General features: G+C 40.8%; 10 protein-coding genes. 6 read left to right on the top strand and 4 right to left on the bottom strand.

Translation table 11 applies throughout. The annotated features are described in order from the left end of the window. Positions 1–24 precede the first annotated feature (24 nt). Both C9J41_RS04355 and C9J41_RS04350 read left to right on the top strand, forming a co-directional pair. Positions 25–2,391 (top strand): YgiQ family radical SAM protein, encoded by a 2,367-nt coding sequence (locus C9J41_RS04355; protein ID WP_107287112.1) that lies wholly within the window; start codon positions 25–27, stop codon positions 2,389–2,391. Between the two features lie 211 nt (positions 2,392–2,602). Then, positions 2,603–3,568, top strand: a complete 966-nt coding sequence (locus C9J41_RS04350) for a phospholipase A (RefSeq protein ID WP_107287210.1) — start codon at positions 2,603–2,605, stop codon at positions 3,566–3,568. Positions 3,569–3,961: 393 nt separating this feature from the next. Here C9J41_RS04350 and C9J41_RS04345 read toward each other — a convergent pair whose 3' ends face one another. Beyond that, complete coding sequence (locus C9J41_RS04345) at positions 3,962–4,705, bottom strand: YggN family protein (RefSeq protein ID WP_233217620.1); 744 nt, start codon at positions 4,703–4,705, stop codon at positions 3,962–3,964. A 221-nt stretch (positions 4,706–4,926) separates the two neighbouring features. On the opposite strand from C9J41_RS04345, the gene C9J41_RS04340 reads away from it, so the two are divergent. Beyond that, a complete protein-coding gene (locus C9J41_RS04340) occupies positions 4,927–5,406 on the top strand; it encodes an NYN domain-containing protein (RefSeq protein ID WP_005368538.1) in 480 nt (159 codons plus the stop codon). A gap of 71 nt (positions 5,407–5,477) precedes the next feature. Here C9J41_RS04340 and C9J41_RS04335 read toward each other — a convergent pair whose 3' ends face one another. Next, complete coding sequence (locus tag C9J41_RS04335) at positions 5,478–6,158, bottom strand: cation transporter (protein WP_107206281.1); 681 nt, start codon at positions 6,156–6,158, stop codon at positions 5,478–5,480. Positions 6,159–6,316: 158 nt separating this feature from the next. Here C9J41_RS04335 and C9J41_RS04330 point away from each other — a divergent pair, with 158 nt between their 5' ends. From C9J41_RS04330 to aqpZ, 3 genes are all read left to right on the top strand, one after another. Next, a complete protein-coding gene (locus C9J41_RS04330; RefSeq protein ID WP_107206280.1) occupies positions 6,317–7,201 on the top strand; it encodes a LysR family transcriptional regulator in 885 nt (294 codons plus the stop codon). Between the two features lie 211 nt (positions 7,202–7,412). Then, complete coding sequence (locus tag C9J41_RS21990; RefSeq protein ID WP_233217618.1) at positions 7,413–7,781, top strand: hypothetical protein; 369 nt, start codon at positions 7,413–7,415, stop codon at positions 7,779–7,781. A gap of 518 nt (positions 7,782–8,299) precedes the next feature. Next, a complete protein-coding gene (aqpZ, locus tag C9J41_RS04320; protein WP_199194428.1) occupies positions 8,300–8,989 on the top strand; it encodes an aquaporin Z in 690 nt (229 codons plus the stop codon). 72 nt (positions 8,990–9,061) lie between these two features. Here the strand turns inward: aqpZ and C9J41_RS04315 are convergent, their stop codons facing one another. Together C9J41_RS04315 and C9J41_RS04310 are read right to left on the bottom strand one after the other, a co-directional pair. Then, positions 9,062–12,124, bottom strand: coding sequence for an FAD-binding and (Fe-S)-binding domain-containing protein (locus tag C9J41_RS04315; RefSeq protein WP_107294259.1), 3,063 nt, complete (start codon positions 12,122–12,124; stop codon positions 9,062–9,064). A gap of 214 nt (positions 12,125–12,338) precedes the next feature. Beyond that, a complete protein-coding gene (locus tag C9J41_RS04310) occupies positions 12,339–13,853 on the bottom strand; it encodes a phosphatase PAP2 family protein (protein WP_107294258.1) in 1,515 nt (504 codons plus the stop codon). Positions 13,854–13,870 lie beyond the last annotated feature (17 nt).

Genomic DNA, 13,870 nt, shown 5'->3' with positions numbered 1-13,870 from the left:
GCCTCAAAATATAGAGGTCAAAACATGCACACGAAAGTAACACCTATTGATAGCTATCCTAAGTATTGGGCTGAATGCTATGGCACAGCACCATTTTTACCGACATCTCGTAAAGAAATGGATGCGTTAGGTTGGGATAGCTGTGACATTATTATTGTTACTGGTGATGCCTATGTTGACCATCCTAGCTTTGGTATGGCGGTCATTGGTCGCCTATTAGAAGCCCAAGGTTTCCGCGTTGGTATTATTTCCCAGCCGAAGTGGGACAATAAAGATGAGTTCATGAAACTGGGTAAACCAAATCTCTTTTTTGGTATTACCGCCGGTAACATGGATTCGATGATCAACCGCTATACCGCCGATCGTAAGCTTCGTCATGATGATGCTTACACCCCGAACAATGAAGGGGGCAAACGTCCCGATCGCGCAGTACTCGTATATTCTCAGCGCTGCCGTGAAGCATTTAAAGACGTTCCTATTGTATTAGGTGGTATTGAAGCGAGCCTTCGACGTCTTGCACACTATGATTACTGGTCTGACAAAGTCCGTCGTTCAGTATTAATGGATGCAAAAGCCGACATTTTATTGTTTGGTAACGCTGAACGTGCACTGGTTGAAGTTGCGCACCGTTTAGGCAATGGCGAAGATATTAAATCATTAACGCGTATCGCGGGTACTGCGGTAATGGTGAAAGAAGTTCCTGAAGAGTATAAAGAAATTGACTCTTCACGTATTGAAAAGCCCGGCCGCGCAATGGTAATGCCAAACCCATACGCAACCGAAGAAAACTGTGACACTAATAAACAAGAACAAAAAAACGAAGCCAAAGTAGTACGTGTACAGCCGTCACGTCACGATGCAAAAACAACAGTTGTTCGTTTACCGTCATATGAAAAATTAGCTAATGACCGTATTCTCTATGCCCACGCTAGCCGTGTGATGCATTTAGAAACCAACCCCTACTCTGGCCGTGCTCTAATTCAAAAACATGCTGATCGAGAGCTTTGGGTAAACCGTGCACCGATCCCGCTCTCAACTGAAGAGATGGATTTTGTTTTCGGCTTACCGTTTGCACGTGTTCCGCACCCAAGCTACGGCAAAGCAAAGATCCCAGCTTATGACATGATCAAAACCTCAGTGAATATCATGCGTGGTTGTTTTGGCGGGTGTTCTTTCTGTTCAATCACTGAGCATGAAGGTCGAATCATCCAAAACCGTTCAAAAGAATCGATTTTGAATGAAATTAAAGATATTCAAGAAAAAGTGCCGGGCTTTACGGGTACTATTTCGGATCTTGGTGGCCCAACAGCAAACATGTATCGTTTAGGCTGCTCTGATGAACGTGCAGAAGCCAACTGTCGTCGTCCATCATGTATCTTCCCTAAGATCTGTGAAAAGCTGAATACTGACCATAAACATACTATCGATCTGTATCGTGAAGCACGTAATCTAAAAGGCATTAAGAAGATTATGATTGCGTCAGGCGTGCGTTATGACTTAGCGGTTGAATCACCAGAGTATGTTCGAGAACTTGTGACTCACCATGTTGGTGGCTACTTAAAAATTGCCCCAGAGCATACCGAAAAAGGCACCCTTGATCTGATGATGAAGCCAGGCATGGGTACCTTTGATCGCTTTAAAGAAATGTTTGAACAATACAGTCAGGAAGCAGGTAAGAAGCAATACCTGATCCCTTACTTTATTTCAGCACACCCGGGCTCCACAGATGAAGACATGCTTAACCTTGCATTATGGTTAAAGCAAAATGATTACCAGTGTGATCAGGTTCAGAACTTCTATCCGTCACCAATGTGTAATGCAACGGCGATGTATCACTCTGAAACAAACCCACTGAAAAAAGTAAAATATAAAGGCCGCGAAGATTTATCTGTTGCTAAAGGTGAACGTCAACGTCGCTTACACAAAGCACTATTACGTTATCATGATCCAGCTAACTGGGCATTGATACGTGATGCACTCATTTCGATGGGCAAAAAGCACTTAATCGGTAATCGTTCAAGCTGTTTAGTTCCACCACCAGGAACTGAAGCTGAGCTAACCCCAGCAGAGCGTCGTGGCTCAGGTCGCCATGGTTCTAAGCGATTTGCGACTAAGCATCCAAATCAACCAGATATCCGTAAAGATGGAAAGCGCAGCCCAACACCCCGTAACGGAAAGCCAACAGTAAAAGGTAAACCTTCAGCCAATGGAAGACCTACGGCTAATGGTAAACCTGAAGGGACAGGTAACCGAAGTGAGACAAACGGCAATAAGCGCCCAAATAACGGCAACAATGCAGGTGTCCGTAATGGCAAACCTGCAGGTAATAAAAATCGCAACGGAAAGGCAGGTCGACCAAATAAACCGACACGCAGTCGAGCTGGCGCTTAATATTCATTAACATAGCCCGTTACAAAAAACGCCACTTCTATGTGGCGTTTTATTTAACCAAATATTGACATTTGGTATGTATAATAGATAGTAATTGATACAAAACAAACTGTTAAAATCAGCTTGCTTAACTGTTATGTAACTTGCCTGCACTTATAATTAGGGACGTCAATTACTTGTGAAACCAGTATATAATTTCTGTTTATTAGCGATGTTTACAGCCCCTTGTGTTGTGACAGCGGCACCTAATGACGACTATGAGGCATGCTTATTGTATGCTGTAAAAAATCAAAGCGGTGATTTAAAACTTAGCCAAATCCGTAGTCGTTGTGAAAAATTAATAGCTGAGGCTAAAAAAATCAGTAACGAGCCTATGATCTCACAGCGTTTACAACGTGAACGTGAGACTACGTTTGATCCGTTTGTTATTACACCTCACCGTATGAACTACTTCCTTCCTGTTACCCTCACTGACAGTATTAATCGTGATGCTTATAACGGTACAGAATGGGATAATCACTTAAAGAATGCTGAAGCTGAATTCCAGATAAGTTTTAAAACACCATTAAACTACGATGATTTACTCATTGATGGCGATGGCGTATTTCTTGCTTTCACATTAAATTCTTACTGGCAGGTATATGCTAGTGACATTTCACGCCCATTTAGAGAAACCAACTATCGCCCTGAAATGTTTTACTTAGCGCCTACACCATGGAAACCTCTTGGTGGTAATACATGGGCAACAATAGGTATCGAACATCAATCAAATGGTCGAACTCAAGGGTTATCTCGTAGTTGGAACCGTGTATATACCGACTTCATCTTTGAAAAGGGAAATTTTGCCTTCTCATTTAGACCATGGTGGCGTATTCCTGAAGATAAGAAAAAAGAACCCACCTCTCCATCTGGTGATGACAACCCTGATATCGAACATTACATGGGGCATTACCAAGTCGGTGTGGTTTACAAGTGGGATGACTATGAATTCAGCTTTGTTGGACGTGAAAACTTTGCCTCTCATAAAGGCTATGGTGAAGTTGGTTTAACTTTCCCGCTCTGGGGTAAACTGCGCGGCTATACTAAATACTCAACAGGCTACGGCGAAAATCTGATTGATTATAACCACAAGCAGCAACGTATTGGTGTGGGTATTGCTCTAACTGATATTTTGTAATTATTGGATCTATCATGACGCTTAGTGTTTTCATATTTAAATAAATAAGCGTCATGCTGCTCTAGCGGAACAGCTCGAACCCCATAAAGATAATTGCAGCGCTACCTAATATGGAAAAAAGACCAACAACAACCTTTCTTTGGTTCGTAGGCGACATATAGCGCATAACCCAATAAGCAAACAGTAACAGACCAATTATCACAGCAATCTTCAACATATTTATCCCCTATTGGTCAAAGTGCGTTATTTAATGATGTAAAAATCTTCCTTTAAATACACGATATTATTACTTATTTTCTCTTTTTAGCTTAACACATAGTTCATCTTTAGGACAAAAAACATACAAACAAAAATAGCGCAGAACTGCGCTATTTAAGTAAATAATAAAAAGAATTAAATCTCAAACATTGGAATGCCTTTCAATTGCGGTATCACCTGTTGAAGTTGTTTTTCTTGCTCAGCCAGACCTTCAATAGAGCCACATAAACTATCTGCTTTTACTTTCATTTGCTGACTACGTTGGGCCATTTGTTCGCCTAAGCGTGCTTTTAATTCGGAAAATTTTGATTGAAGCTGCGTAAAATCTACATCACCGTTTTTCATTTCATCAGAAAGCGCCGCAAATAAACTCGCTATTGATTGAACACTGACTTGTTTCATTGCCGATTCAAACTCGGTTTTCCAATTAGTATCCATATTAGAAAACACATCAGCAGGCATAACAAACTCACCCTGCTGATTATAAAATTTCTCATTAGCCTGCTGACCAAACTGAGCAATTAACGTTTCAACGTTTTTAAAAGCATCTTGTGAATCAAAACTATTGGCTACTTCACCCAATACATCCGTTGCCATCCCAACGCCTTCTTGTGCTAGTTGTGCCATCTGCGGTAGGTAAGTCTGAACATTGTGGCTATAGGCCTCGACTGCTTTTTGCTGCATTGCCGTTAAATCAATTTTTTCACCATTAATATAAACTTCATTATTTTTATCAATCAGTAACTTAGGCTTACCTTGCTCATAAACAGAAATATTCCCCTTATCAATGTGAATTGGATGTGGCACATCTACAGGGCAACTCTGTGCCAATACTGAGCTTGAACTTAATAACAGTGTGCCGATCAATATCTTGTTCATCACTTTATCTCTTAAAATTATCTCTGCGAGTGATTGCCTTTTTATTAAGACCATAGTTTTCCAATTTTACTCCATATTCCATCGCGATTTGTTGCTTGTAACGACTCGTTATGTTTCTTTGAATAAAAAACCAACAATAACAACACATTGTTCAATAACAGTTGAATTATCCTCGTCATTTCTTCAACATAGCTTTTAAATTCAACCAATTTGGAATTCTCGTGGAAAAAGTGGCAATATTTGTTGATGTACAAAACATCTACTACACCGTCAAAGAAAAGTATCGTGCTAACTTCGACTACAATGCTTTTTGGGCGGAAGTTTCACAAGATAGAGAAATCATCGCAGCTTACGCTTATGCCATCCATAAAGGAGATGAAAAGCAAAGACAATTTCAAAATATTCTGCGAGCGATTGGCTTTGAAGTAAAACTAAAACCATTTATCCAACGCAGTGATGGCTCTGCTAAGGGAGATTGGGATGTGGGTATTACACTAGATGTTATCGAACATGCACAAGATGCTGATCGTATTATTTTACTTTCAGGCGATGGTGACTTTGATTTGTTAGTTGATAAAGTACAGACCAAATATAATACCAAGGTTGAAGTGTATGGCGTACCGGGCTTAACAGCAACATCACTTATCAATACCGCAACACATTACCGTGAAATTGAAGATACCCTTTTACTGGGACGTTAGTCGTTGTATAGCATAATAAATAAGGCCAGCTCTATCAAACAATAAAGCTGGCCTTATCTCGTTTACTCTCTTTATTTACTCATTACATGTGCCATTGGCTGACCATGAATTTCTAGTAGTTCGTGTACTGAAAGCCATACCATTTTTACAGGAACAATAATGAAATAAATCGACGCTAATACAACCATTGTTGGATCGGCATAGACTGCATATCCAGCATACTGCGTCATCATTAATAATTTAGCGATAAAGAAACCAGCAAGTACAGCAACACTGATCACCGTGTCCATAATCCACTGTTTTGCTTCAGCATCGGCTAACGCTGATTCAATATTCTCGCTCTTCAACTTAATATAACGGTAAGTCGCATAACAGCCAGTAACACTTACCATACCAAATGCAAGTGCAACGCCCGCATTAATATCACGACCACCCGCTAAAATTGCTTCAACGGCTGAATAAAAAGACCATAAACACATAATGGCAATAACAGAACCTTTAATCGCAATAACAGCAGGCTCAATCATCGCAAATTGAGGGGTTGTCTTATCCACTTCAGGCTTATGAATATAATGCGCAGCACCCAGTGATAACATGGTTAACGCTAAGCTGACGAGTGAATAGGCACCATCAAACACAATTACTAACGAGCCAACAATAGACCCTAAAACAATCCCTATTACTGCAAATGAAAATGATGATATTGTTGACAACAATAGCAATCCACGCTCTTGTTGTATCTTGCTAGACATATATACCTCAATCGACAAATTATTCGTCGTTTTTTGTTGTTGAATTATCCTAGGTACATAATACTGTGACTTAGATTAATAATATAATCTCTGAGCGACAAGTTATTCGTCGCTAATATGAGCATATAGGTTTGTATATTTAACGGGCAAAATTCTGCATGAGAACCAATCAGATTGAGATGTATTTGTATGCAATTAAGACAGGGTCTATTGCAGAAGCCGCACGAAAATTAGGAAAAAGCCGCACTACAGTCAGTGCCGCTTTAAGTGCGCTGGAAGATGAACTCGGTATTGCGCTTTTAAATCGAACAGGAAACCAAATAATTCCCACCAGTATCGGTGATGCAATTGCTAATGATTTCGAAAGAATGCTACTCATTGCCCGTGATATTGAAACCCGCTGTGATCAGCATTTAGCCGGTGTTGAATCCAGCATTCGTATCGCACGTGATGATTCATTACCAGAAGCTGTGTGGCGTAAACTACTGCGTGATATTCGTAAACAATTTCCCCAAACCAGTGTCTCTATTTATAGTGCTCCGCCACAAGAACTAGAAGAAATGGTGACCCAAAATCTTGTTGATGTCGCCTATGGATTATTACCAGATACCCATCAGTTGTCACGCGTCAATCAGATCGATTTAGGTCAAATTCGCATGATGTCCGTTGCCCATAAAGATCATCCGCTTAGTCAATTACGTAAAGTGACAGCAGCCGATCTTGAGCGTTTCACTGAAATTGCCGTAGCATACATCGACGAAGAAAACCTGAAAATTGTTACGCCGAAGGCTGGTAAATACATTGCATTATCATTTTACGAACACCTTCGTGATGCGGTGCTAGATCAAACCGGTTGGTCTTATTTACCTGCGATTCTAATTAATCATTACTTGCGCGACGGCACACTTAAAGTCATCAAGTATAACCGAGCAATGAACTGGCAAGCTTATGGTGAGGTTGTAGAAACCGAATCGCGCCGAACACCTGTCATTAAATGGCTTTCAGAGCAAATAGAAGCTTACTTGTTTGATGAAAGTGATTAGAAATTAATTAAATAGCCACTTAAAAGTCATAAAACCGCGATAGCGTTAAAATTCATCCTAAACAGAGTGTTGAGGAATCATGAATATCAATAGCTATCGCACCTTATGGCTATCTGATCTCTATTTAGGTAACCGTGATTGTAAAATTGATTACCTCCTCAACTTTTTAAACATAACCAAGCTGAAACCATTATTTTAGTGGGTGATATTATTGATTTATGGCCTCAAAGAAATCGCTCTTATTGACCATGCATTACTAAACCTATTACTCGATAAAGCACACCACGATTGTAAGATCATCTACATTCCAGCCAATCACGATGAAAAAATCCGTGACTTTCTTCACTACGATTTTGGTCATATACAACTCGAACGCCAATACACTCATACCACAGCGACTGGAAACAAAAGACTGGCGTTACACGGTGATGAATTTGATGATTTGATCACCATTCATCGCTTTCATAATTATTTAGGAGATAAAGGCTATGACTTCATGCTTTTTCTCAATCGCTGGCTACACCATAGTCGCTGTCAATTAAATAAACCTTATTGGTCCTTAGCTACATATTTAAAGTAAAGGATCGATAAAGCGCACCAAGCTATTGCTCGTTTTCGTCAAGCTGCGATTAGTCACGCAATAAACAATCCGGTTGATAGAATTATATGCGGCCATATCCACCAGCCAGATCTTCAATATTGTGACGGTATTATGTATGCCCATTGCGGTGACTGAGGCGAAAATTCCCCCCTTTTAACTGAAACTCATGATGGTGTAATTAAATGACGACACTGGACAGAGACCCATTGTGAATTAATTGCTGATAGTCGTAACTTATTTAATCAGAATAAAACACAGCCACTTAAAAAAATACCGCATAGTAATCAATGCTACAACTAGCAACTAACTCATTGATTTGTAATGTTTAATCACAAATCAATCACTACACTTAATTACACTTATAGTTAGTCATTCACTTCTGTGAATTCAGATAAATAATGATAATTTATCTTTAAATTAAATGGACACCGCTAGATAGAACGGTGTTTTTAATCCATTATGTGCGTCGTTTTTATAATATCTGGAACAGAAATATGATGAGAAAGTTGGTTGCCGAGTTTATCGGTACATTCTGGTTAGTGCTTGGTGGTTGTGGTAGTGCGGTTTTGGCTGCTGCTTATCCTGACTTAGGCATCGGTTTTCTCGGTGTAGCATTAGCATTCGGTTTGACTGTTGTAACTATGGCATACGCGATAGGTCATATTTCTGGCTGCCACTTAAACCCAGCAGTAACTGTTGGTCTATGGGCGGGTAATCGCTTCCCTACAGGTGACGTTATCCCTTATATTATTTCTCAAGTACTTGGTGCTATCGCTGGTGCTGCTGTCCTTTACGTTATCGCAAGTGGCCACGCTGGTTTCAATCTCGCTGGCGGTTTCGCATCAAACGGTTATGGCGAGCATTCACCTGGTCACTACTCATTATTATCTTCTTTCGTTACTGAAGTAGTGATGACATTTATGTTCCTGTTTGTGATTTTAGGTGCGACCCACAAGCTAGCATCACCACAAATGTCAGGTTTAGTTATTGGTCTTGCGCTAACACTTATTCACCTAGTCAGTATTCCTGTAACAAACACATCGGTTAATCCTGCACGTAGTACAGGTCCTGCTTTGTTCGTTGGCGACTGGGCAACATCTCAACTTTGGATGTTTTGGGTTGCGCCTCTTATCGGTGCGGTTCTAGCTGGTTGGGTATACCGTTGGTTAGCACCAAATAACGACTAATATCATTATTACATCAGACACTAAAAAAGCGAGCATCAGCTCGCTTTTTTAGTGTCTTCGCTTTATCAATAATTAAGCTTCTTGCACCGTTTTTAATAACACTTGTACAGGGTGCTGAAATTTAATGTGCTCAAAACGTTTTACTTGGCTTCGACAAGAGTATCCCGTAGCCAGACAACGTGAAGGATCTAATTTATCGATATTGGGTTTCCAGCTTAGGTTATACACCCCTTTAGAGGTCTCTAACTTATCTTTTTCATGACCAAATGTACCAGCCATACCACAACAACCCACCGCAACAGATTGAAGCGCTATACCAAAGTGACTAAATATCGTCTCCCATTGCTTTTCAGCATTAGGCATCTTGGTTTTTTCAGTACAATGAGCAAATAAATACCAAGGTTGTTCTTCTGTCGCTTTATATTGCTTTAACTCTGGCAATAAGGGTAATAACCACTCATGTGCGGTTAACACTTCAAAGTTACCACGGGTTTCTTTTAATACTTCAGCGTATTCATCGCGGTAACAAAGTACAAGTGCAGGATCGACACCCACCATTGGAATATTGAGCACGGCTAATTGATTCAAGAAATCAGCCGTGTTACGAGCGGTTTTCGCAAACTGACGCAAGAAACCTTTTACATGCTGCGCTTTACCATTTGGTTTAAATGGCACTAAAATTGGCTTTTTACCCAGTTTTTCAGCCAAAATAATGAAATCTTTTACCACTTCAGCATCATAGAAGCTGGTAAACGGATCTTGAACAATCAGCACATAATTCTGACGCTCTTGCTCTGACAGCGCTTGTAACCATTGCAGATCAAAACGCAGCGCATGGTGTCCATCAAGTTTCTCGGTTAATGTCGGCAAGGACAATAACGGCATATCAACATACCCAATCGCTTTTTCAGTGAGTTTTTTCGACCACTCCGGACGTGTTAAGGCATTCATCACCCCTGGCGCTTTAGCCATTAACGGTAAATAGTTTTCAACATACGCGACTAAATAATCTTTCGCTGGGCGTTGATAGCGGCTGTAATAGATATTCATAAAGCGTGAGCGGAAGCTTGGAACATCTACTTTGATTGGACATTGACTTGCGCAGGCTTTACATGCCAAACAGCCATTCATCGCTTCCATCACTTCATGGGAGTAATCATATTGCTTACGACGTTCGCCATAAGTATTTTTTAGACGATCAATGATCTGTTTAATCGTCGGTGTCGTGGTCAATAACTTATGTTCTAACTCATCCGCATTAACGCCCTGCTCTGCTAATTGACGTAGCCATTCGCGAACCAGTCCTGCTCGCCCTTTCGGAGAATGGCGACGATCTGCGGTGATCTTCATCGATGGGCACATAGGCGAGCTGGTGTCATAGTTAAAACACAAGCCATTACCATTACATTCCATCGCTTGTTTAAAGCTATCTCGCGTTGTTATAGGGATCTGACGATCAAAAAAACCTCGCTTTCGATCATCAACCTTCACTAATTGATCATCGCTCTCTAATGGCGTACAAATTTTACCCGGGTTTAAACGATTGTGTGGATCAAACGCAGATTTTATTCGACGTAACTCTGTGAATAACTCATCGCCAAAGAAAGCCGGACCATATTCAGAGCGGAAGCCTTTACCGTGCTCGCCCCACATCAATCCGCCATATTTTGCCACTAGCTCAACAACTTGATCAGAGACTTCTTTCATCAAGCGCTCTTGCTCTGGATCGCACATATCAAGTGCCGGACGAACGTGTAAAACACCCGCATCAACGTGACCAAACATGCCATAATTTAATTGCTTTTCATCAAGTAACTGACGGAATTCAGCAATAAAATCAGCTAAGTTTTCAGGAGGTACACAGGTATCTTCCGCAAATGCGATAGGTTTTTGACTACCTTTTGCTGCACCCAATAAACCCACGGCTTTTTTACGCATAGTGTAAATTTTTTGGATGCTCGCCAACTCTTCACAAACTTGATAGCCAATAATGCCTGCTTCATTTGCCGTTATCATGGCATCGAGTCGCTCACACAGTGCTTTTACTTGTTGTTGGTTCTCGGCAATATCGTTGCTTGCATACTCAACCATATTAATCCCAAGCATTTCTTTGCCAGGCACATCGGTTAATAAGTCACTAACAGTGTTCCAAACAATATCTTGTTTTGCGAGATTCAATACTTTGGAATCGATGGTTTCTACCGATAGCGCTTTGGCTTCAACCATCATTGGCGCATTACGTAGCGCTGAATCAAAGCTATCGTATTTAATATTTACAAGCGTTCGTGATTTCGGGATCGGCGTAATATTCAGTTTCGCTTCTGCAATAAACGCAAGCGAACCTTCTGCACCACACAACAAACGACCAATATCAAATTGTGTTAGTTCATCGTCATAAACATTTTTTAAATCATAACCCGTTAAAAAGCGGTTAAGAGGTGGAAACTTATCGATAATTTGCTGGCGTTTTTCACGACATATTTGTGCTGAGGTTTTCACAACTTTTGCAGCGAGATCATCACCTGATATCGACTCTATTTGCGTTTCATCTAACGCTTCGGTTTTTAATACTGAACCATCAACAAGGACTGCCGTTAACGACAATACATGATCAGACGTTTTTCCGTATTTTAACGACCCTTGACCCGAGGCGTCAGTGTTAATCATACCGCCCACGGTAGCGCGGTTACTGGTCGATAAATCAGGAGAGAAAAAATAACCGTGAGGACGTAACGCATCGTTAAGTTGATCTTTTACGACACCTGTTTGTACTCGAACCCAACCTTGTTCAGGATTAACTTCCAGTACCTTATTCATATGGCGTGAAATATCGACAACCACACCAGGCGTTAATGATTGGCCATTGGTTCCCGTACCGCCCCCACGAGGAGAAAAGGTGATTTTTTGATAGTTTTTCTGTTGACCAATTTGACCAATTAACACCAGATCATCGATATCTTTAGGTAAGATAACCGCCTGAGGAATAACTTGATAAACGCTATTATCTGTTGCAACAGCGAGTCGACTCGCATAGGTTTTCTCTATCTCGCCTCGAAAACCTGCCGCGGATAAATCGTCAAGGAATGAAAGCACCAGTTGCTCGATACTGTGCTGATGGGTTAATGCTGGTAACATTGTGCTCCTTCTCCAGTGTACGCTATCACTTATAGCGGAGTCGTGTCCTACGACTACTGGCCTTCTCTCATTTAATATTTATAGCCTGATCGTTATAAATTCGATCATCGGCACATCAATTGTAGATATTATTATCACTTTACTTTACCTTACAACGCGATAGAACAAAACAAACAATCCTTGCTTGTCACTTCCGCTTCCGCCTTGAAGGTGCTTATTTCAAACGATAGCTATGCGCAGTCATCAATACGCACGCCATAACCATGACGACAATAGCTAATGTTTTTATCAATAATATAGCGACTGTACTTATTACGATCTCTACCCATAATGAGCTCAAAAATCCAATCGCCAATACAGAACCAAGTAGCATCACTGCTAATTTCAATTTTTGAGTATAAGTAATTGTCTGTCGTGATTGACCTCTATCAATAAAGACAGCGGCACTCATTGCAAGCGTACAGGCTAATAAATACACTTGCTGAGGGACTTGAAAATAGCTCACACCCACAGCAATTATCACGCTAAGTAGCGCCCAAAACCGCCAATTACGCACATGCTGATAGGCTGAGCCTGAACGTTGCCACCAAATAAACAAAGCTAAAAGCATTATCCCAACACTCAAGCCAAGTACGGTATCTGAGATAAAATGCACACCGAGCCAAACCCTTGCGATAGCTTGTAAACTAATCGCAATAATCAACAGCGGCAGTGTCTTAAAGCGAAACGTCGTTAGGTTTGAAGTCAAGTGGGGTCGATAGCGATGAATCAACAACGGCAAATTGTACCAAAGCAATCCCCATAGTACCGTTGCCATTAATGTATGGCCGCTCGGCAAACCAAAGCCACTGGCTGCTGTTTGTTGTAACTCTGGCCAAATATAAAATGGACGAGGTGATGCTAGCGCTAATTTCATTACCGAAGCAATAAAAGTGACAGTCACAAGAACGCTTGATAAATACAACATTGCTGTGACACCAAAACCGACGGTAACAACGAGCAATAACAAGCCAATAAACAGCTTTTCACCGGGTAAGTTAAACACAGATAGCACTCGTTGAAAAAGTGATTGGTAACTATCAGGCAGCGATTTGATTTCTTGTTGAAATGACTGAATCTGTGTCAGCTCCCATTGATGTAACCTACTCACCGCTTGGTAGTCTGCGGCATTGGTTGTAATTTCACTATTGGGTACTTGTGATAATAAGTGTTGGATCAGTGGAACATCATTAGGATAGCGATAATCTTTTGGCGTAATGTTTTCAGCTGACAGTAAATATGCACACTTCACCTCTTTGGTAAAATGCTTCGCTTGCCAAGTACTAATTAACAAATCATCATTTTCTGTCGTTGTTAACGGTTGGGTATAAGGCGAGATCACTGTTGTTGGAATGGGCTGCTTCGCTACACACGCAAATAACGTTGTGTTACCCCGTAATTTTAGCAACTTCACCGCGTCAACATGAATGCCAGTTTCTTCATAGACTTCACGTACAGCAGCCTGCTCAGGGCTATTCATAGGATCAATTCGACCGCCAGGTAAAGCCAATTTCCCTGATATTTCTTCTTTTATAACGACAACTTTATTACCGTGACGGATCAAACATGCTGAGCCAACCAATGGAACAGCCTGAGCTGGGAACGAAAAAAAGAGAATAAGAAATAAAGTGAAAATAATCCTGTAAGGCTTTATTGCAGACAATGAAGGCGTCGTACTAATACGTACCATGGAAAATAGTATCCAAG

The sequence above is a fragment of the Photobacterium sp. GB-50 genome (assembly GCF_003026755.1).
In the GTDB taxonomy this organism is placed as follows: domain Bacteria; phylum Pseudomonadota; class Gammaproteobacteria; order Enterobacterales; family Vibrionaceae; genus Photobacterium.
This window is presented reverse-complemented; position numbering and strand designations above follow the sequence as displayed.